This is a genomic window from Mesorhizobium sp. M0227 (genome assembly GCF_040321855.1).
In the GTDB taxonomy this organism is placed as follows: Bacteria; Pseudomonadota; Alphaproteobacteria; order Rhizobiales; family Rhizobiaceae; genus Mesorhizobium.
In genome coordinates this window covers 769,759-790,502 of the sequence record NZ_JAMYSJ010000001.1, presented here as the reverse complement: position 1 = coordinate 790,502, position 20,744 = coordinate 769,759, and the positions used below count along the sequence as shown (strand labels likewise).

General features: G+C 62.4%; 15 protein-coding genes. 4 read left to right on the top strand and 11 right to left on the bottom strand.

Annotation, left to right across the window (positions count from 1 at the left end; genetic code table 11):
- Positions 1 to 191: 191 nt before the first annotated feature.
- The 8 genes from NKJ00_RS03565 to NKJ00_RS03530 all read right to left on the bottom strand — a co-directional run bounded on the left by NKJ00_RS03565 (position 192) and on the right by NKJ00_RS03530 (position 12,599).
- Entirely contained in the window at positions 192 to 1,820 is a 1,629-nt protein-coding gene (locus tag NKJ00_RS03565) for an alpha-D-glucose phosphate-specific phosphoglucomutase (protein WP_352628733.1), read from the bottom strand.
- A 3-nt stretch (positions 1,821 to 1,823) separates the two neighbouring features.
- Entirely contained in the window at positions 1,824 to 3,269 is a 1,446-nt protein-coding gene (glgA, locus tag NKJ00_RS03560) for a glycogen synthase GlgA (protein ID WP_352628731.1), read from the bottom strand.
- Between the two features lie 3 nt (positions 3,270 to 3,272).
- Positions 3,273 to 4,538 (bottom strand): glucose-1-phosphate adenylyltransferase, encoded by a 1,266-nt coding sequence (gene glgC, locus NKJ00_RS03555; RefSeq protein ID WP_352628729.1) that lies wholly within the window; start codon positions 4,536 to 4,538, stop codon positions 3,273 to 3,275.
- 52 nt (positions 4,539 to 4,590) lie between these two features.
- Positions 4,591 to 6,804: a 1,4-alpha-glucan branching protein GlgB gene (glgB, locus tag NKJ00_RS03550; protein WP_352550726.1), complete on the bottom strand. Its 2,214-nt coding sequence runs from the start codon at positions 6,802 to 6,804 to the stop codon at positions 4,591 to 4,593.
- 107 nt (positions 6,805 to 6,911) lie between these two features.
- Entirely contained in the window at positions 6,912 to 9,380 is a 2,469-nt protein-coding gene (locus tag NKJ00_RS03545) for a glycogen/starch/alpha-glucan phosphorylase (protein ID WP_352550728.1), read from the bottom strand.
- A 235-nt stretch (positions 9,381 to 9,615) separates the two neighbouring features.
- Positions 9,616 to 10,425 carry an ATP-binding cassette domain-containing protein gene (locus tag NKJ00_RS03540; protein ID WP_352441333.1) on the bottom strand — a complete coding sequence of 270 codons (810 nt, stop codon included), beginning with the start codon at positions 10,423 to 10,425 and terminating at the stop codon, positions 9,616 to 9,618.
- Positions 10,401 to 11,462, bottom strand: a complete 1,062-nt coding sequence (locus tag NKJ00_RS03535; protein WP_127269995.1) for an ABC transporter permease — start codon at positions 11,460 to 11,462, stop codon at positions 10,401 to 10,403. The genes NKJ00_RS03540 and NKJ00_RS03535 overlap by 25 nt, the downstream gene beginning before the upstream one ends.
- A 159-nt stretch (positions 11,463 to 11,621) precedes the next feature.
- Positions 11,622 to 12,599: a sugar ABC transporter substrate-binding protein gene (locus NKJ00_RS03530; protein ID WP_502895823.1), complete on the bottom strand. Its 978-nt coding sequence runs from the start codon at positions 12,597 to 12,599 to the stop codon at positions 11,622 to 11,624.
- A 266-nt stretch (positions 12,600 to 12,865) separates the two neighbouring features.
- On the opposite strand from NKJ00_RS03530, the gene NKJ00_RS03525 reads away from it, so the two are divergent.
- The 4 genes from NKJ00_RS03525 (at position 12,866) to NKJ00_RS03510 (ending at position 16,849) form a co-directional block, all read left to right on the top strand.
- Entirely contained in the window at positions 12,866 to 14,092 is a 1,227-nt protein-coding gene (locus NKJ00_RS03525; RefSeq protein ID WP_352609895.1) for an ROK family transcriptional regulator, read from the top strand.
- Positions 14,092 to 14,538, top strand: coding sequence for an RbsD/FucU family protein (locus tag NKJ00_RS03520; protein WP_023808513.1), 447 nt, complete (start codon positions 14,092 to 14,094; stop codon positions 14,536 to 14,538). Before NKJ00_RS03525 ends, NKJ00_RS03520 begins: the two co-directional genes overlap by 1 nt.
- Positions 14,535 to 15,458 carry a carbohydrate kinase family protein gene (locus NKJ00_RS03515; RefSeq protein WP_023808514.1) on the top strand — a complete coding sequence of 308 codons (924 nt, stop codon included), beginning with the start codon at positions 14,535 to 14,537 and terminating at the stop codon, positions 15,456 to 15,458. Before NKJ00_RS03520 ends, NKJ00_RS03515 begins: the two co-directional genes overlap by 4 nt.
- Positions 15,459 to 15,706: 248 nt before the next feature.
- On the top strand, positions 15,707 to 16,849 hold the full coding sequence (locus NKJ00_RS03510) for a DegT/DnrJ/EryC1/StrS family aminotransferase (protein ID WP_023808516.1): 1,143 nt from the start codon (positions 15,707 to 15,709) through the stop codon (positions 16,847 to 16,849).
- Positions 16,850 to 16,864: 15 nt separating this feature from the next.
- Here the strand turns inward: NKJ00_RS03510 and cysQ are convergent, their stop codons facing one another.
- The 3 genes from cysQ to cysD are packed head-to-tail and all read right to left on the bottom strand — an operon-like array spanning position 16,865 to position 20,509.
- Entirely contained in the window at positions 16,865 to 17,653 is a 789-nt protein-coding gene (gene cysQ, locus NKJ00_RS03505) for a 3'(2'),5'-bisphosphate nucleotidase CysQ (RefSeq protein WP_352609932.1), read from the bottom strand.
- A 10-nt stretch (positions 17,654 to 17,663) separates the two neighbouring features.
- Complete coding sequence (gene cysN, locus NKJ00_RS03500) at positions 17,664 to 19,601, bottom strand: sulfate adenylyltransferase subunit CysN (protein ID WP_352609896.1); 1,938 nt, start codon at positions 19,599 to 19,601, stop codon at positions 17,664 to 17,666.
- A 2-nt stretch (positions 19,602 to 19,603) separates the two neighbouring features.
- Positions 19,604 to 20,509 (bottom strand): sulfate adenylyltransferase subunit CysD, encoded by a 906-nt coding sequence (cysD, locus tag NKJ00_RS03495; RefSeq protein WP_352628726.1) that lies wholly within the window; start codon positions 20,507 to 20,509, stop codon positions 19,604 to 19,606.
- Positions 20,510 to 20,744 lie beyond the last annotated feature (235 nt).

Here is a 20,744-nt window from a genome sequence, read left to right as displayed (position 1 = left end):
CCGGCCTCAAACCCGAGCCGCAAGGCACCCCACATTGGCCCGACCCTCCCTCCTTGCCCCTATAACTTAATAACGCAACGGGCCCCTTGAGGGGGAGATCGCCGGCAGGCCAGGGGGGGGTGCAGCGCCATACGCCCGTCATTATCTAACCTGGCGCTCTACGAGAGCTATGGGCGCGTGCAGCGCCATCCTCAAGTAATCACACTTGGCTCGGCGCGGCCGGTATGGCTGTGAATACCGGCAATATCATCGGCCGCGGCAATCAAATCGGCAAGGGCGGCCTGGGTGTCGAGGTCGTGCCTCGACTTGTCCGACTCGTAGCGCTCGATATAGACGCGCAGCGTGGCACCTGACGTGCCGGTGCCGGACAGCCGAAAGACCACCCGCGAACCACCTTCAAACAGCACCCTGATGCCTTGATGCTCGCTGACCGAACCGTCGACGGGATCGTGATAGGCAAAGTCGTCGGCGCTGGCGATTGTCATGCCGCGCACGCTGGCACCCGGCAGCGCGCCGAGCTTGGCGCGCAGTTCGTCGACCAATGCGTTGGCGCGGTCGCTCTCAACCTCTTCATAATCGTGCCGCGAATAGTAGTTGCGACCGTAGGTCGCCCAGTGCTCGGCGACGATCTGCTTGCAGCTTTCGCCCCGCGCGGCAAGGATGTTGAGCCACAAAAGCACCGCCCAAAGGCCGTCCTTTTCGCGGACGTGGTTGGAACCGGTGCCGGCACTTTCCTCGCCGCAGATCGTCGCCATGTCGGCGTCGAGCAGATTGCCGAAGAACTTCCAGCCGGTCGGCGTCTCATAGAGGGCGATGCCGAGTTTTTCGGCGACGCGGTCGGCAGCGCCACTGGTCGGCATCGAGCGGGCAATTCCTTTCAGACCGGCCTTGTAGCCGGGCGCCAGGCGGGCGTTGGCGGCAAGCATGGCAACCGAATCCGACGGGGTGACGAAAATGCCCTTGCCGATGATCAGATTGCGGTCACCGTCGCCATCCGAGGCAGCGCCGAAATCCGGCGCGTCCGGCCCCATCATCTCGTCATAGAGGTGCTTGGCATGGACGAGGTTCGGGTCCGGGTGATGGCCGCCGAAATCCGGCAGCGGCTTGAAATTGCGGCAGGTGCCGTTGGGCGCGCCGAGCCGGTTTTCCAGGATCTCCTTGGCGTAGGGGCCGGTCACCGCGTGCATGGCGTCGAAGCGCATGCGGAAGCCGGATTTGAACAGTTTGCGCAGGGCATCGAAATCGAACAGGCTTTCCATCAGTTCGGCATAGTCGGCGACCGGGTCGATGATCTCGACCGTCATGCCGGCGGCCTTGACCGTGCCTGTTGTGTCGATGTCGATCGGATCGATATCGGCGATCTTGAAGCTTGAGATCGTCTTGGTTTTCTCGAACATCGCGTCGGTCAGCTTTTCCGGCGCCGGGCCGCCATTGCCGGCATTGTACTTGATGCCGAAATCCTCATGCGGGCCGCCCGGATTGTGGCTGGCCGACAGGATGATGCCGCCAAAGGTCTTGTATTTGCGGATGACATGCGAGGCGGCCGGCGTCGACAGGATACCGCCCTGCCCGACCATCACCTTGCCGAAGCCGTTGGCGGCTGCCATGGCGATGGCCTTCTGGATGACCTCGCGGTTGTAGAAGCGGCCATCACCGCCGATCACCAGCGTCTTGCCCTTGAAGCCGTCGAGCGCGTCGAAGATCGACTGGATGAAATTCTCGGCATAGTGCTCCTGCTGAAAGACAGGCACCTTCTTGCGCAGGCCCGACGTGCCGGGCTTCTGATCGGAATAGGGTTTGGTGGGGACGGTGCGTATCATGCTTCAGGCAACCCTTTTCGAAAGCAGCGAGCGATAGAGTTCAACATATTTGTCCGCGCTCTTGTCCCATGACACATCGGCCTTCATGCCCTGGCGCTGCAACGATTCCCAGACCGCCGGACTGGCATGGGCGTCGACGAGGCGGCGGATGGCATGCAGCAAGGCACCGCCATTGTTGGGCGCGAACTGGAAGCCGGTGGCGACGCCGGCAGAGACGGCGGCCTCATTGGCGTCGATGACCGTATCGGCCAGACCGCCGGTGCGCGCGACCACGGGCACGCAGCCATAGCGCAGGCCGTAAAGCTGCGTCAGCCCGCACGGTTCGAAGCGCGAGGGAATGACGATGGCGTCGCAGCCGCCTTGCATGATGTGCGACAGCCCCTCGTCGTAGCCGACGACGACCCCAATGCGGCCGCGATGCCGGGCGGCGGCGGCGAGCAGCGCGCCTTCGAGGCCGGCATCGCCCGAGCCGAGGATGGCCAGGCGCGCGCCGGTCGCAACAATGCCGTCGACCGCTGTCGCCAAGGTATCCATGCCCTTTTGCCAGGTCAGGCGGCTGACGACGCAGACGATCGGGCTGTCGTCGCGCTCAAGGCTGAAGCGGTCTTCCACGGCAACCCTGTTGGGCGCGCGCGCCTTCAGCGTGCTAGCCGTATAGGTCGACACCAGGTGCTTGTCGGTTTCCGGATCCCAGATGTCGGTGTCGATGCCGTTGACTATGCCATAGAGATCGCTGGAGCGCATGTTGATGAGGCCGTCGAGGCCCATGCCGAATTCCGCCGAGCGGATCTCCTGCGCGTAGGTCGGACTGACCGTGGTGATCGCCCAGGCGGCCTGCAGGCCGGCCTTGAGGAAGCCGACACCGCCATAATATTCGACGCCGTCGAGCGCCATCGCCGCTGCCGGCAGGCCGAGTTCGCCAAAGATGGCGGCGCCGAACTGGCCCTGGAAAGCGAGGTTGTGGACAGTCATCATCGATGGCACGCCGACCGCCTTGCCGTAGCGCATATAGGCCAGCGTCATCGCCGACTGCCAGTCATGGGCGTGGACGATGTCGGGCTGGTAGCCCGAGATGGCGCCACCGGCAATGTCGCCGCCGACCTGGCTCAACGCCGCGAAACGCCGCCAATTGTCTGGCCAGTCCACGCCGGTGGCGTTGCCGTAGGGACCGCCGGGACGGTCGAACAGATGCGGCGCATCGAGCACGAACAGTTCGAGCCCGGCGAGTTGGACTGAATGGACGGAGGCCTTGCCGCCCTGCAGCAAGGGATATTGCAGAACCGCCCGCTTCTTCTTGAAGGCAGCCATGACGGTCGGAAAACCGGGAATGAGCGTGCGCACGGTCACGCCCTTGGCGGCAAGCGCGATGGGCAGCGCGCCGGTCACGTCGGCAAGCCCTCCGGTCTTGATCAGCGGAAAGATCTCGGGCGTGACCGACAGAACCTGCATGCGTTAGAGCCCCAGCTTGTCGATCATGTCCTGGGTGACCAGGCAGATGCCCTTTTCGGAAACGCGGAAGCGCTTGGCGTCGAGGACGGGATCTTCGCCGACCACCAGGCCTTCCGGTATCCTAACACCATGGTCGATGACCACGCGCTTCAACTTTGCGTTCCGGCCGACATGAACGTCGGGCAGCATGACGACTTCTTCCAGCGTCGAAAAGGAATTGATGCGCGCGCCGGTGAAGATCAGGCTTCTTTTGAGCGACGCACCGGAGACGATGCAGTCGCCCGAGACAAGCGAGGACACGGCCGAACCGCGGCGGCCATCCTCGTCATGCACGAACTTTGCCGGCGGCTTCAATTCGGCATAGGTCCAGATCGGCCAGTCGCGGTCGTAGAGGTCGAGTTCAGGCGTGATGTCGGTCAGGTCGATATTGGCTTCCCAATAGGCGTCGACCGTTCCGACGTCGCGCCAGTAGGCCTCGTTCTCGGCGGTCGAGCGGACGCAGGATTTGGCGAAGCGATGCGCGATCGCCTTACCGTGCTGGACGATATAGGGGATGATGTCCTTGCCGAAGTCGCGACTTGAGCCCGGCTCGGCCGCATCGCGGCGCAATTGCTCCATCAGGAATTTGGTCTTGAACACGTAGATGCCCATCGAAGCCAGCGCGAATTCCGGCTTATCGGGAATGCCGGGCGGATCGGCGGGTTTTTCGACAAAGGCGATGATGTTGTCCTTGGCATCGACATGCATGACGCCGAAGCCGGTGGCTTCCATGCGCGGCACTTCGAGGCAGCCGACGGTGACATCGGCATTGGCGTCGACGTGCTGGCGAAGCATCATCTCGTAGTCCATCTTGTAGATGTGGTCGCCGGCCAAGATCACCATGTATTCGGGCCCGTAGGCCTCGATGATGTCGATGTTCTGGTAGACGGCGTCGGCCGTGCCTTCGTACCACTGCGTTTCCGAGACGCGCTGGCTGGCCGGCAGGATGTCGAAACTCTCGTTTCGCTCGGGCCGCAGGAAGTTCCAGCCGCGCTGCAGATGGCGGATCAGCGAATGTGCCTTGTACTGGGTGGCGACGCCGAGGCGTCGAATGCCGGAGTTAAGCGCGTTGGAAAGCGCGAAATCGATGATGCGCGTCTTGCCCCCGAAATAGACGGCCGGCTTGGCGCGCCGATCGGTCAGTTCCTTGAGGCGGCTGCCACGGCCGCCGGCCAATACATAGGCCATGGCATCGCGCGCCAGCGGCTGGGTCCGTTTCAAGTCTGCCATTTCTACCCTCCCAAGTTACTCGATCTCGACATGTTACTCAGTGTCGATGGGTTCAGTCGGCGACGAGCTCGAGCATGATCGTGGACAGCGGCGGCAAAAGCATCGTCGCGGAGATGCTTCCTTCCTCCGCCCGCGCCTCGACCATGCCGCCATTGCCCTTGCCGGAACCGCCATATTCAGAAGCGTCGGTGTTGATGATCTCGCGCCATTTTCCGGCGGTCGGCAACGGCACGCGATAATTATCGCGCGGCACCGGCGTGAAATTGGAAATGACGGCCACCGGGCTGCCGCCCGGCGCGCTGCGCAGCCAGGCAAAAACCGAATTCTGGCTGTCGTCGACGATCAGCCAGGAGAACCCTTCCGGTTCGCAGTCGCGGCCATGCAGCGCCGGACGCGAACGGTAGAGATAGTTGAGATCGCGCACCGTCTGCCACACGCCGCGATGCGGCCGGAACTCCAGCAGGTTCCAGTCCAGCGCGCGCGCCTCGCTCCATTCGCGGCGCTGCGCGAACTCCTGTCCCATGAACAGCAGCTTCTTGCCGGGATAGCCCCACATGAAAGCGTAGTAAGCGCGCAATGTCGCGAATTTCTGCCAGTCGTCACCGGCCATCTTGCCCAGCAGCGTGCCTTTGCCGTGCACGACCTCGTCATGCGAGAGCGGCAGCACGAAATTCTCCGAGAAGGCGTAGGTCAGGCCGAAGGTGAGGTCGTTGTGGTGGTGCTTTCGGAAGATCGGTTCCTTGGAGAAATACTCCAGCGTGTCGTGCATGAAGCCCATATTCCACTTGAAGCCGAAGCCCAGCCCGCCTTCATGCACCGGTGCCGAGACCTTCGGCCAAGAGGTCGATTCCTCGGCGATGGTCATCACGCCCGGATGGTGGCCGTAGACCTCCTTGTTCATCTTCTGCAGGAAGCTGACCGCCTCAAGGTTCTCGCGGCCGCCTTTCTCGTTGGGGATCCATTCGCCGGCCTTGCGCGAATAGTCGAGGTACAGCATCGAGGCGACCGCATCGACGCGAAGTCCGTCGACATGGTATTTCTCGGCCCAGAACAACGCATTGTTGACCAGGAACGACACCACCTCGCGGCGGCCGAAATTGTAGATCGCGGTGTTCCAGTCGGGATGAAACCCCTTGCGCGGATCGGCATGTTCATAGAGCGCGGTGCCATCGAAATTGGCCAGGCCGTGCTCATCGACCGGGAAATGCGCCGGCACCCAGTCGAGAATAACGCCGACGCCGGCACGGTGGGCGCCGTCGACGAAGCGGGCAAAGCCGTCCGGATCGCCAAAGCGGGCCGATGGCGCGTAGAGCCCGGTCGTCTGGTAGCCCCAGGACGGGTCATAGGGATGTTCAGAGATCGGCATGAATTCGATATGGGTGAAGCCGGTCTCGACCACATAGGGGATGAGCCGGTCGGCCAGTTCGTCCCATGACAGGAACGTACCGTCGTCGCGAAGCTGCCAGGAGCCGGCATGGACCTCGTAGATCGAAATGGCTTCGCGCCGGTGATCGGCATTGCGCCAGAAATTGCGATGCGCCTCATCGCCCCACTCATGCGCCGGCGGCACAGCAACGACCGAAGCGGTGGCCGGACGCAGTTCGGATTTGAAGGCGAACGGATCGGCCTTCAGCGGCAGCCTGACGCCGTCGGGGCCGATGATCTCGTATTTGTAGGGCCGGCCAGCACCGATATCGGGAATGAACACCTCCCAGATGCCGGTGTCGCGGCGGTCGCGCATCGAGTGCCGGCGGCCGTCCCATTCGTTGAAATCGCCGACCACAGAGACACGCCGCGCATTGGGAGCCCAGACGGCGAAATGCACGCCCGTGGCGCCTTCGTGCTCGATCACATGGGCGCCGAGCTTGTCGAATAGCCTGAGATGCGATCCCTCGGCGATGTAGTAGTCGTCCATCGGCCCGAGCACCGGACCGAACGAATAGGGATCGGTCAGCCACCAGTCGCCGCCGGCATTGCGCGCGTGATAGCGAAGCGGTTGCCGCTTCTTGATCGAGAGCTTGCCTTCGAAAAAGCCGCCATCGTCGCGCCTGGACAATTCACCCGCGATGGTGCCGGTCAGCGTATAAGCGGTGACGAATTCGGCATTCGGAACAAAGCAGCGGGCCACAAAACCCTTCCCAGCCTCCTGAACACCGAGAACGGCAAACGGATCGCCATGCGTGCCCGCAACAATCGCCGCAACATCGCTGGCTGCCGCCAGTCCGTCCGGCCCGCTTGTCGCAGCGGTCGCGCGCGGCTTCTTCATCAGGCAGTGTCCCTCCCCAGGCACCGAGTGTTTGTTTCTAGTGGTGTGATCCGACCTTTAAGTTCACACCACCGGGACCACATTGTTTGCGGCCTCATGCAATCACATCAGGCAGGCACGTTCCAGATTTCTTTCGCATATTGGCGGATCGTGCGATCGGAGGAGAACCAGCCGACACGCGCCACATTGCGGATTGCCCTGGCGTACCAGTCGGGACTGTTGCGCCAGACCGCATCGACCTCGCGCTGGGCGGCGGCATAGGCATCGAAATCCGCTGCGACCATGAACCAGTCGCTGTTGTAGAGACCGTTGATGAGGTCGCGGTAACGCTCCGGATCGTCCGGCGAGAAGACGCCTGACGAAACAGCCGCGACCGCTTGCGCCAGCTCGGGCGATCCTTCGATGACGGCGCGCGGATCGTAGCCGTTGTTGCGCCGCTCGGCGACCTCGGCGGTGGTCAGGCCGAAGATGAAGATGTTGTCGTCGCCGACGCATTCCTTGATCTCGACATTGGCGCCGTCGAGCGTGCCGATGGTCAGCGCGCCGTTCAGTGCGAACTTCATGTTGCCGGTGCCCGACGCTTCCATGCCGGCGGTCGAGATCTGCTCGGACAAGTCAGCGGCCGGCATCATGATCTCGGCAAGGCTGACATTGTAATTCGGCACGAACACTACCTTCAGCAGACCGCGCACGGCCGGATCGCGGTTGATGACTTTTGCGACATCGTTGGCGAGTTTGATGATCAGCTTGGCATTGTGGTAGCTGGGCGCCGCTTTGCCGCCGAAGAATTTCACGCGCGGCATCCAGTCGCGCTCGGGGTGCGAGCGGATCTGGTCATAGAGGGCGATCGCCTCGAGGATGTTCAGAAGCTGGCGCTTGTATTCGTGGATGCGTTTGATCTGGATGTCGAAAAGCGCCGAAGGATCGACCTTGATGCCGAGCCGGTCGGCGACGAGGTTGGCCAATCGCGCCTTGTTGGCGCGCTTGACGGCTGCGAACTTGTCGCGAAAGACGGCATCGCCGGCGAAACCGTCGAGATCCTTAATGGCGTCGATGTCATCGAGAAAACGGTCGCCGATCGCCTCGCGGGCGAGCGACGTCAGTCCGGGATTGCATTGGATCAGCCAGCGCCGCGGCGTGATGCCGTTGGTCTTGTTGTTGATACGATCGGGATAGAGCTTGTGCAGGTCGGCGAACACCGTCTCCTTCATCAGGTCGGTGTGAAGAGCCGAAACGCCGTTGATGGAATGCGAGCCGACAAAGGCCAGATTGCCCATGCGCACCCGGCGGTCGCCATTTTCCTGGATCAGCGAGATGCGGCCAATCTGCTCGTCCGAGAACTGGTTGGAAGCACGCGCCTCCAGAAGCACTTCAGCGTTGATGGCATAGACGATCTGCATGTGGCGCGGCAAAAGCCGCTCGAACAGCGGCACCGGCCAGCTTTCCAGCGCCTCGGGCAGCAGTGTGTGGTTGGTGTAGCCGAAGGTGCGCTGGGTGATATCCCAGGCCTGGTCGAAGTCCATGCCGTGGACGTCCATCAACAGGCGCATCAACTCCGGCACGGCGATGGCGGGATGGGTGTCGTTCAAGTGGATCGCAGCCTTGTCGGGCAGCGACTTCAGGTCGCCATATTGGCTCAGATGGCGCTGCACGATGTCCTGCAGCGAGGCGGTGGAGAAGAAATACTCCTGCCGAAGCCGCAGTTCCTGCCCGGCCTTGTGGGAATCGGCGGGGTAGAGCACGCGCGACAAGGCATCGGCCTTGTTGCTTTCGGCTAGCGCGCCGATGTGGTCGCCGGCATTGAATTTGTCTAGCAGGATCGGATCGACCGGCATCCCCGACCAGAGCCGCAGCGTGTTGACGCGGTTGGCCCGCCAGCCGACGACGGGCGTGTCATAGGCGACGGCCAGCACATGCTCGGTCGGTTTCCAGACATGGCGTTCGAGGCGCCCGTCCTTGGAGGTGATCGATTCCACCGAACCGCCGAAACCAACCTCGAAGGAGCGTTCGCGACGTTCGAATTCCCACGGGTTACCGTGATCAAGCCAGGTCTCTGGCAGTTCGACCTGCCAGCCGTCGTGAATCTCCTGCCGGAACATGCCATTGGCATAGCGGATGCCGTAGCCATGCGCCGGAATGTCGACGGTCGCCATGCTTTCCATGAAGCAGGCCGCGAGCCGGCCGAGGCCGCCATTGCCGAGCGCCGCATCGGGCTCGAGTGCTGCAATCAAGTCGAGGTCGACACCCAGCGACGACAGCGCCTCGCGCATGTTGTCCATCAGGCCCAGATTGGAGAAGGCATCACGCATCAGGCGGCCGATGAGGAATTCCAGCGACAGATAATAGACGCGCTTTTCCTTCTGGTCGTAAGCCTCTCTCGTCGCCTGCATCCAGTGATCGACGATCCGGTCGCGCACGACCTTGATCGAGGCGGTCAGCCAGTCGTACTGGGTCGCAACGGTGGTGTCCTTGCCGACCCTGTATTTGAGGGCCACCAAGACTTCACGTGCGAGTGTCTTTGGATCAGGATTTTCGAGCAGTGGCGGAAGGGGTTCGGATGTCATCGCGCTCGTCATGATGCCTCTCGTGCGGTTGCCATGATCATACCGGCTTTCATCGCTCCTCCCAGCCCATGCTAGCTGATACCGCCATATATTCAATCGATTTAAACAGGTTCGATCCGGCTTGCCCCCTGCGGCAATTTGGCAATTCTGAAGTGTGACGCGTCAAGACGGCCCGCGCGACGCGCTTCAAATTCCTGTTCCGTGCTTGCCGCTGTTGCCAAGCACCAGCCACTTTGGGCGACATGTATCAAGCCGCCAGCGCCGCCTCCGGCGGGGCCTTGGCTCCTGTCATGAAGGCGACGGCATCGGACATCGTATATTGCTTGGGGTCGATGACGGCGAGGCGACGGCCCAGCCGATGGATGTGAATGCGATCGGCCACTTCGAAGACATGCGGCATGTTGTGCGAGATCAGCACGATCGGGAGGCCGCGCTTCTTGACGTCGAGGATCAATTCGAGCACGCGGCGGCTTTCCTTGACGCCAAGCGCGGCCGTCGGTTCGTCCATGATCACCACCCGACTGCCGAAGGCGGCCGCACGTGCCACGGCAACGCCCTGTCTTTGGCCGCCCGAGAGCGTCTCCACAGCCTGGCTGATGTTCTGGATGGTCATCAGGCCAAGTTCGGTAAGTTTGTCGCGGGCGCGCTTTTCCATCGCCGGGCGATCGAGCATGCGAAGCCAATCGCCCAGAAAACCCGGTTTACGGATTTCGCGGCCAAGGAACATGTTGTCGGCGATCGACAGCGCGGGCGACAGCGCCAGGTTCTGGTAGACGGTCTCGATGCCGGCTTCGCGGGCCTCCATCGGCGATTTGAAGGAGACGGGTTTTCCTTCAAGCCGGATCTCGCCTTCATCGGGCACGGCAGCGCCGGAAATCGCCTTGATGAGCGACGATTTGCCGGCGCCATTGTCACCGATGACCGCAAGGATTTCGCCGGGGTAAAGGTCGAAGTCGGCGTTGTCGAGGGCGGTGACGCGGCCGTAGCGCTTGACCAGGCCACGCGCGGTGAGAATGGGTTCCTGGGTCGTGGTCATGCCGAAACCTTTCTGATCCATTGGTCGACTGCCACGGCGCCGATGATCAGCACACCGGTGAGCAGCACCTTCCATTGCGGATCGGCGCCCAGCATGTTGAGGCCCATGGAGACGACGCCGACGATCATCGCGCCGAACAGCGTACCCAGGATCGAGCCACGTCCGCCGAACAGGGAAATACCGCCGATCACCGTCGCGGTGATCGCCTGGAGATTGTAGTCGGTGACGGCGGCCGACGGCGAGATCGAGCCGTTGCGGCCGATGGAGACCCAGGCAGCGAAAGCGGCGATCAGCCCGGCAAGGGTGTAGACCGTCATCAGCACCTTCTTGGTCTGGATGCCCGACAGCTTCGCCGCCTCCTGATCATCGCCAACGGCGTAGACATGGCGGCCCCATGCCGTGTGATTGAGCACGTACCAGAGGATCATCACGAGCACGACCGTGGCAATGACGCCGAGCGTCAGCACCGCCGTGCCGACCTTGAAGCTGATGGCAAAGAGATGCAGCAGCGGCGCCTGGGTGTCGACATCGGTGTCGCGGATCGTCTCGTTGGCCGAATAGATGAAGTTAGTGGCCATGACGATGTTCCAGGTGCCAAGCGTCACGATGAAGGGCGGCAGCTTCATGTAGGCGACAAGCACCCCGTTGAGCAGCCCGCAGGCCGCGCCGGCGGCAAGCCCGATCGCCACGGCGAGCGCGCTCGGCATACCGTAGCTGACAGCGCAATTGCCCATGATCACCGCTGAAATTACCATGATCACGCCGATCGACAGGTCGATGCCGGCGGTCAGGATGACCAGCGTCTGTGCGGCACCCAGAATGCCGATGATGGCGATCTGCTGCAGGATAAGCGTCAGCGTATAGGACGAAAAGAACCGCCCTCCGATGGTGATGCCGAAGACGATGATCGCCAGAACCAGGACGATCAGCGGCACCGCGGCCGGCGTCGAATGCAAGAAATGCTGGATGCGCTTGACGGCCGATTTGTGCTCGTCAAAAGCAGCAACGCTGGTGTCGCTGCTTGAGAGAACCTTCTCGAATTCCTGAGCTTGAGCCATGTTTACTCCCCGTAGGCTTCAGCCAAACGCCGACGCCAGTCCACGCCTTTCCGGTCTGCTGCCGGGATTGTTCGCGGTCACGCGAGCCATCGTCCACCCGAAGCGGCCGGGGATCAAGCCCCGGCCGCTCAGGTTCCCTGGATGCCTGTCAGACCGGGATCAGCCCCAGCACTTGGCGAGGCCTTCCTTGGTGTCGATGGACTTCACGCCGGTAGCCGGCTTGTCGGTCACCAGGTTGACGCCGGTGTCGAAGAAATTCTTGCCTTCGGTCGGCTTCGGCTTGGTTCCGTCTTTGGCAAAAGCGGCGATCGCCTCGATGCCGAGCGCTGCCATCTGCAGCGGGTATTGCTGCGAAGTGGCACCAATGACGCCTTCGGCCACCGACTTCACTCCGGGGCAGCCGCCGTCCACGGAGACGATCAGCACCTGGCTTTCGAGGCCGACAGCCTTGAGCGCCTGGTAGGCGCCGACAGCGGCGGGCTCGTTGATGGTGTGGATGACGTTGATGGTGTTGTCCTTCTGCAGGAGGTTCTCCATCGCCTTGCGGCCGCCCTCTTCGTTGCCGTTGGTGACGTCGTGGCCGACGATGCGCGCATCGTCCTCATCGCCGATCTTGTTGGGATCCTTCACGTCGATGCCGTAGCCCATCATGAAGCCCTGGTCGCGAAGCACGTCGACGGTCGGCTGCGAAGGCGTCAGGTCGAGGAAGCCGATCTTGGCGTCCTTGGCCTTGTCGCCGAGCGTGGCGGCTGCCCAGGCACCGATCAGCTTGCCGGCTTCGAGATTGTCCGTTGCAAAGGTCGCGTCGGCGGCGTCGATCGGATCGAGCGGCGTGTCGAGCGCGATCACCAGCAGGCCCGCATCGCGCGCCTTCTTCACGGTAGGCACGATGCCCTTGGTGTCGGATGCAGTGATCAGGATACCCTTGGCGCCGTCGGCGATGCAACTCTCGATGGCCGCGACCTGGCTCTCGCTGTCGCCGTCGATCTTGCCGGCATAGGTCTTGAGGTCGACGCCGAGTTCCTTGGCCTTCGCGGTGGCGCCCTCCTTCATCTTGACGAAGAAGGGATTGGTGTCAGTCTTGGTGATCAGGCAGGCACCGACACCAGCCGCGGATGCGGACGACGCAGACGCCATCAGCCCCAGAGCCGCGGCGGCAAACACGGTCGATTTCAACAGTTTTGTATTGGTCACGATTTCCTCCCAGTGGAACTATCCGGATGCCGGCCAACCGGCACCTGCAGCGCGTCCAACGAAATTCTCCCAGCGTGGACGCCGTCTCAACAGACACCAGCACGAAGCCCCTGTCAATAATTAAATCACTCTTATTTATTATTGACAGCCTTGCTTCGTTCACCCATTCTGGCCCAAAAGCATTGAGGGGAAACGACGGGAGGAACAGGGTGGAAACGGCCATTGCGAGGCACGGTTCGCCCGAGGTGAATGACAGTCTCATTCACCGCGGCACCAACCAGAGCGGCATGCGCGACCACAACGAGCGGTTGGTGCTGTCGCTGGTGCGCCAGCACGGCAGCCTGGCAAAATCCGACATCGCCCGCATGACCGGCCTTTCGGCGCAGACGGTTTCGGTCATCATGCGCGAGTTGGAGGAAGAAAGCCTCCTGCTGCGCCAGGCGCCGTTGCGCGGCAAGATCGGCCAGCCTTCCATCCCGATGGCGCTCAACCCCGAAGGCGCTTTCTTCATTGGCCTGAAGATCGGCCGCCGCAGCGCTGAACTGGTATTGATAGATTTCCTTGGCCATGTCCGTTCGATGCTGCAGCATTCCTATCGCTACCCGGCGCCGCGCGAGACGGTGGACTTCGTCACCAACGGCATGCGGCAGATGCGCGGCGAGCTGACGCCCGCGCAAGACAAGCGCATCGCCGGGCTCGGCATCGCCATGCCGTTCGAATTGTGGAACTGGGCCGATACCGCCGGCGCCCCGCGCGATGTCATGGACGAATGGCGTCACCGCGACATCAGGGCCGACATCCAGGCGCAATGCGATTTTCCGGTCTATTTGCAGAACGATGCCACGTCGGCCTGCGGCGCCGAGCTCGTCTTCGGCCAGGCTGGCGCCGCGCGTGACTTCGTCTATTTCTATATCGGCGCCTTTGCCGGTGGCGGCATCGTGCTGAATGGCCGGCTTTTTGGCGGCCCGACCGGCAATGCCGGAGCGCTCGGCTCCATGCCGGTGCCCGGGCCGGACGGCAAGCCGACCCAACTGATCGATGTCGCTTCCATCGCCATGCTCGAAAAGGCGCTCAATGCGCGCGGCATCGAGGCCTCGCATCTGTGGACCTCGCCGGAAGACTGGGGCGAGATCGGATCCGAACTCGACGACTGGATCGCCAGCGCCTCAACGGCGCTCGCTTACGCCATCGTCGCCGCATCCTCGATCATCGATTTCGAAGCGGCGGTGATCGACGGTTGGATGCCGAAGGCGGTGCGCCGCCGGCTGGTCGACGCCATCATTGCGGCCATCGCCACGATCGACAGCGAAGGCTTGAAGCTGCCCGCCATTCGTGAGGGAACCGTCGGCATTCACGCCCGGGCGCTCGGCGGCGCCAGTCTGCCCCTTTCCGAACGCTTCCTGATCGGCTCGACGACAATTTCCAGGAGCGCCTGATGCTGATCGGAATTCCGGCGCTGCTCGGTCCGGAGCTTCTGGCGATCCTGCGCGGCATGGGCCATGGCGACGAAATCGCCCTTGTCGACGGAAATTATCCGGCGGAACAGCAGGCAACCCGGCTGGTACGCGCCGATGGCCACCCTCTTATCCCGGTACTCGACGCGATACTAAGCGTCTTGCCGGTGGACGACGCCGTGCCGGAGGCGCTGTTTCGCGCCTCGGTCAAGGGCGATCCTTCGCTTGCCGATCCCGTCCATCATGAGATCGAGGCGATCTGCGCCAAACGCGCGCCTGGCCGCAAGGTGGTTGCGCTGGCCGGCGCCGACTTCTATGCACGGGTCAAATCGGCGCATGCCATCGTCGCGACCAGCGAGCCGCGGCTCTACGCCAACATCATCATCCGCAAGGGCGTGATCCATCCGCCGGAGACCAGGAAGCCATGATCCTCTGCTGCGGCGAAGCCCTGATCGACATGCTGCCGCGCACGACGACAGCAGGCGAGCCGGCCTTTGCGCCTTATGTCGGCGGCGCCGTGTTCAACACGGCGATCGCGCTTGGCCGGCTCGGCGCGCCGGCAGGCTTCTTTTCGGGCCTGTCGTCGGATCTGTTCGGCGGCCAATTCCGGGATGCGCTGGGGGCAAGCAAGGTCAGCTCCACCTATGCGCACACCTCACCACGGCCAACGACGCTGGCCTTCGTCAAGCTCACCAACGGCCAGGCGACCTACACTTTCTATGACGAGAACACCGCCGGCCGCATGCTGACCGTCGACGACCTGCCGCAGCTTGGCAGCGAGATCGAAGCCATGCTGTTCGGTGCCATCAGCCTGATTTCGGAGCCCGCCGGCAGTGCCTATGAGGAATTCATGCGGCGCGAGCATGAAAGTCGAGTCATGATGCTCGATCCCAACATCCGGCCGAACTTCATACCGGACAAGGCCAAGCACCTCAGGCGCATTCGCGCGATGATGGCGATGGCCGACATCGTGAAATTGTCGGACGAAGACCTGAACTGGTTCGGCGAAGCCGGCTCGCACGAGGATGTCATCCGCAACTGGCTGGATCGAGGCCCGAAGCTGATCGTCGTCACCCATGGCAGCGAAGGCGCCGTCGGCTATACCAGGGAACATGCCGTCACCGTCATGCCGGAAAAGGTCGAGGTGGTCGACACGGTCGGTGCCGGCGATACCTTCAACGCCGGCATCCTCGCCTCCTTGCATGAGCAGGGCCTGCTGACCAAAGCGGCGATTTCCGGCTTGTCGAAAGACGCCATCCACAAGGCGCTGGCGCTCGGCGCGAAGGCGGCGGCAGTGACCGTGTCGCGGGCCGGCGCCAATCCACCCTGGCGACATGAAATCGCCTGAGCAACGCTCAACATAAGCTGAGCCCAATCGATCACTTTATGTTTCGCAGGGGCTCTTTCCAAGGCTATGAGGGCGGGATGGCGCCCGACGAAGCCCGGATTTCCGGCATCTGACTGACATTCGCCGGGAAATACTGGTAACGGACTGCGACACTTGGGCAATTTAGGGCTCCGCCTGCCCGGCTTTCTCGGCAAGCGCAACTCTGGTACCAGCGGCCGATTATCTGGCTAACCCGTTTTGAGGCCGACATGCAGTTCATCGATCTTGGCGCGCAGCGCGAACGAATCCGCGACCGGCTGAAGGCCGCGATCGACCGTGTCGTCGACGAAGGCCGTTATATTCTTGGCCCGCAAGTCACCGAATTCGAGAACAAGCTTGCCGCCTATATCGGCACCAAGCATGTCGTGGCCTGCGCCAACGGCACCGACGCGCTGCTGTTGCCGCTGTTTGCGGCCGGCATCGGCCCGGGTGACGCGGTGTTCGTGCCGAGCTTCACTTTCGCCGCCACCGCCGAAGTGGTGGCGCTGGCCAAGGCCGAGCCGGTGTTCGTCGATGTCGACCCGCATAGCTACAACATCGACATTGCCAGCCTCGAAGCGGCCATCGCCATGATCAAGAAGCAAGGCCGGCTGAAGCCGAAGGCAATCATTCCCGTCGATCTGTTCGGCCTTGCCGCCGACTACGAGGCGATCATGGCGATCGCCAACCGCGAAGGGCTGATGGTGATCGAGGATGCCGCCCAGTCGATGGGCGGTTCGCTCGACGGCAAGATGTGCGGTGCTTTCGGCCATGTCGGATCGACCAGCTTCTATCCGGCCAAGCCGCTTGGCTGCTACGGCGATGGCGGCGCGATGTTCACCAATGATGATGCGCTGGCCGAGCAGCTCAGATCCTTCGCCTTCCACGGCAAGGGCGAAACGCAATATGACAATGTCCGCGTCGGCATCAATTCGCGGCTCGACACGATACAGGCGGCGATCCTGATCGAGAAGCTGGCCATCCTCGAAGACGAGATGGTTGCGCGCCAGGTGGTGGCAAAGCGCTATGCCGACGGGCTTGGCGACATCGTCACCGCGGCCCGCAATCTGGACGGCAGCCGTTCGGCCTGGGCGCAGTACGCCATCGAGACACCCAAGCGCGACGGGCTGAAGGCGCATCTCGGCGATAAGGGCATTCCGTCGGTCATCTACTATGTGAAGCCGCTGCATGCCCAGGTCGCCTATCGCGACTACCCGCGCACGCCGACCGGCCTGGCCGTTTCGGAAGACCTGCCGAAGCGTATCCTCTGCCTGCCGATGCACCCCTATCTCAGCGAAGCCGACCAGGACCAAATCATCGAGACGATCCGCAACTATATCGGCTCGAATTCAGCGCAGGCCGCAGCGGAGTAAGCTGCCGAGCCTTTCTCAGCCGGGGCCCGCAGCCCTGCCGCTGGCAATGAAATGCGGATTGGCAAAATCCTCGTCGTCGCTTTGCCTGCGCTTGCCATAAACCAGAGGCTGGCCATCGAGCGTGCGCGTCATGCCGCCGGCGGCGCGCAGGATGGCGTCGCCCGCCGCTGTGTCCCATTCCATGGTGCGGCCGAAGCGCGGATAGACATCGGCCTCGGCACTGGCGAGAAGGCAGAATTTCAAGGACGAACCGACCGAAACGATTTCGGCGGCACCCAGGTCGCGAATATAGGCCTCGGTTTCCGGTGTGTTGTGAGACCGACTGGCGACGACGGCCAGCGGCGTCGCGGCCGTTCTCGCCGCGATCGACCGGCGGCCGACGACCTGGTAATCGCCATCGATTTCGAGTGATTCCGCCCTGCCCGGCTGGCCGGAAAAGAAGCGCCCCGTACAGGGCGCAAAGACGACGCCGACTTCCGGCACGCCATCGCGAACCAGCGCTATGTTGACGGTGAAATCGGTGCGGCGGTTAACGAACTCCTTGGTCCCATCGAGCGGATCGATCAGAAAAAAAGCCCCGTCCAGGTCGGGCGGCACGATCCCGGCGGAAGCTTCTTCCTCGGCCACGCAGGGGATATCGGGAAATGCGGCACGCAGTCCGGCGAGAACGATCTTTTCGCTCTCGCGGTCCGCCTCGGTCACCGGCGAGGCGTCGGACTTGCGGTCAACCGCACAGCCGGCGTGGAATACGCGCATCACCTCGCGCCCGGCCGACAAGGCCAGGCGCTCGAAGATTTCGAGCATCAGCCTGTCGTCAGATGCCGCCGCCGCTATCGTATTGGTCTTCGGCAATGTCGCGCTCGTTCAGCCAGTGTTCCAGGGCGTCGACCATCTCTTCGGCCGACTTGCCGAGTGTCCGCAGATGGATCTCCGGGGTTTCCGGCGCTTCATAAGGGGAATCGACGCCGGTGAAATTCTTGATCTCGCCATTCAGTGCGCGCGCATAGAGGCCCTTGGGATCACGCCTGGCGCATTCCTCGAACGGCGTATCGACAAACACCTCGATGAACTCGCCATCGGCCATCAATTCGCGCGCCATGCGCCGTTCGGCGCTGAACGGCGAAATGAACGACACGATGACGATCAACCCGGCATCGGCCATCAAACGCGCCACTTCGGCGACGCGGCGGATGTTTTCGACGCGATCAGCGTCGGTGAAACCAAGATCGCGGTTGAGACCGTGACGGACGTTGTCGCCGTCCAGGATATAGGTATGGCGGCCGGTAGCGAACAGCTTCTTTTCGAACAGGTTGGCGATGGTCGACTTGCCGGATCCCGACAGCCCAGTGAACCAGAACACGGCGGGCCGCTGGTTCTTCATGTCGGCGCGCACGCGCTTGCCGACATCGAGCGACTGCCAATGAATGTTTTCGGCACGGCGCAACGAGTGCAGGATCATGCCGGCGCCGACCGTGGCGTTGGAGATGCGGTCGATCAGGATGAAGGCGCCGGTGGTGCGGTTTTCGGCGAAGGGATCGAAGGCGATCGGCGTCCGCGTCGAGATGTTGCAGATGCCGACTTCGTTCATTTCGAGCGACTTGGCCGCTTCATGGGCAAAGTCATTGACGTTGATCCGATATTTTAGGTCGGTGACGGTGGCGCTGGTCTGGTCGGTCTCGGTGCGCAGGATGTAAGAGCGGCCTGGTAGCAACGCATGCTCGTCGAACCAGACGATGTTGGCGGCGAACTGGTCGGCGACTTGCGGCCGTGCGGCAGGCGAAACCAGCATGTTGCCGCGCGAGATTTCGACTTCGTCATCGAGGACGAGCGTGACGGCCTGGCCGGCGGCCGCCTGGGCGAGATCGCCGCCATACGAGACGATCCGCTTGACGCGCGAGGATTTGCCGGACTTGGCGACAACGACCTCGTCGCCGGGCGCAACCGAGCCGGAGGCGACCGTGCCGGCAAAGCCGCGAAAGTCGAGATTGGGACGATTGACATACTGGACCGGGAAACGGAACGGCAGTTCGACCATCGCTTCGTCGACCGACACGGTTTCGAGATGCTCGATCAGCGTCGGGCCGGAATACCATTCCATGCTTTCCGACCGGCGGCTGACATTGTCGCCATAACGGGCCGACATTGGGATCGGCACAATGGTCTGGAAGCCGAGATCGCGCGAGAATTGCCCGTAGTCTTCGACGATCCGGTCGAAAACCGCCTGATCGAAATCGACAAGATCGATCTTGTTGACGGCCAGCACGACGTGGCGGATGCCGAGCAGCGAGGCGATGATCGAATGCCGCCTTGTCTGGCGAAGCACCCCCTGCCGGGCATCGATCAGCACGATTGCCAGGTCGGCGGTCGAAGCGCCGGTGGCCATGTTGCGGGTGTATTGCTCGTGGCCAGGTGTGTCGGCAACGATGAATTTGCGTTTCGGTGTGGCGAAGAAGCGGTAAGCGACGTCGATGGTGATGCCTTGCTCGCGCTCGGCCTCCAGACCGTCGACCAGCAGCGCGAAATCGATGTCGTCGCCCGTCGTGCCATGCTTGCGCGAATCGCGTTCGAGCGCGGCGAGTTGATCCTCGAAAATCTGCTTGGTGTCGGACAGCAGGCGCCCGATCAGCGTCGACTTGCCGTCATCGACCGAGCCGCAGGTCAGGAAGCGCAGCAGCGATTTCTTCTCCTGCGCAGCCAGATAGTCGCGAACGCCGTCGGTGGGAGCGAGGCTCTTTGCCATGATGTGGCGCATGGTCAAAAGTACCCCTCGCGCTTCTTCTTTTCCATCGAGCCGGCTTCATCGCGGTCGATCAGGCGGCCCTGCCGTTCGGACGTGCGTGCCGTCAGCATTTCGCCGACGATGGCTTCCAGCGTGTCGGCATCCGATTCGATGGCGCCGGTCAGCGGATAGCAACCCAGCGTGCGGAACCGCACCAGCCTGTTCTCCACTGTCTCGCCGGGGCGCAGTTTCATGCGGTCGTCGTCCCGCAGGATCAGCATGCCGTCGCGTTCCACCACCGGCCGTTCCTTCGCGAAATAGAGCGGCACGATCGGGATACTTTCCTGCAGGATGTACTGCCAGATATCGAGTTCGGTCCAGTTCGACAGCGGAAAGACGCGGATCGATTCACCCGATGCGATGCGGGTGTTGAATATCTTCCACATTTCGGGGCGCTGGTTCTTCGGATCCCACACATGCTGGGCGTTGCGGAACGAAAAGATGCGCTCCTTGGCGCGCGATTTCTCCTCGTCGCGACGAGCGCCGCCAAAGGCCGCATCGAAACCGTATTTGTCGAGCGCCTGGCGCAGCGCCACGGTCTTCATGACATGGGTGTGGGTGTTCGAACCATGGTCGAACGGATTGATGTTGTCGCGCACGCCGTCTTCGTTGACATGAACCAGGAGATCGAAGCCGAGTTTCTGCGCCATCTGATCGCGAAAGGCGATCATCTCGCGGAACTTCCACGTCGTGTCGACGTGAAGAAAGGGGAACGGCGGCTTGGCGGGATAAAACGCCTTCATCGCCAGATGCATCAACACGGATGAATCCTTGCCGACCGAATAGAGCATGACCGGCTTGGCAAAAACGGCCGCAACCTCACGGAATATATGGATGGACTCGGCTTCAAGCCGCTGAAGATGCGTAAGCGCTGTTGTCATGGGCCGTGGGCGTTCTTTCGTATCTTCCAACAGAAGACCTTGCCTCAAATCATCGAGCTCTTCGCGCCCGGTTCGAGCCTTGTTTCCGGACAATCTTTCTCGTGCCGGCGTTCTAGCAGATCGCCATTGTCAAGAACAATGCAAGACTGGCCCGGCCGCACATGGTTCGAGAATGAATTTTCCACAGATGCCGGCAAACCCGGAAATTCCTGCCCGCAAGCTCAACGGCCCAGAA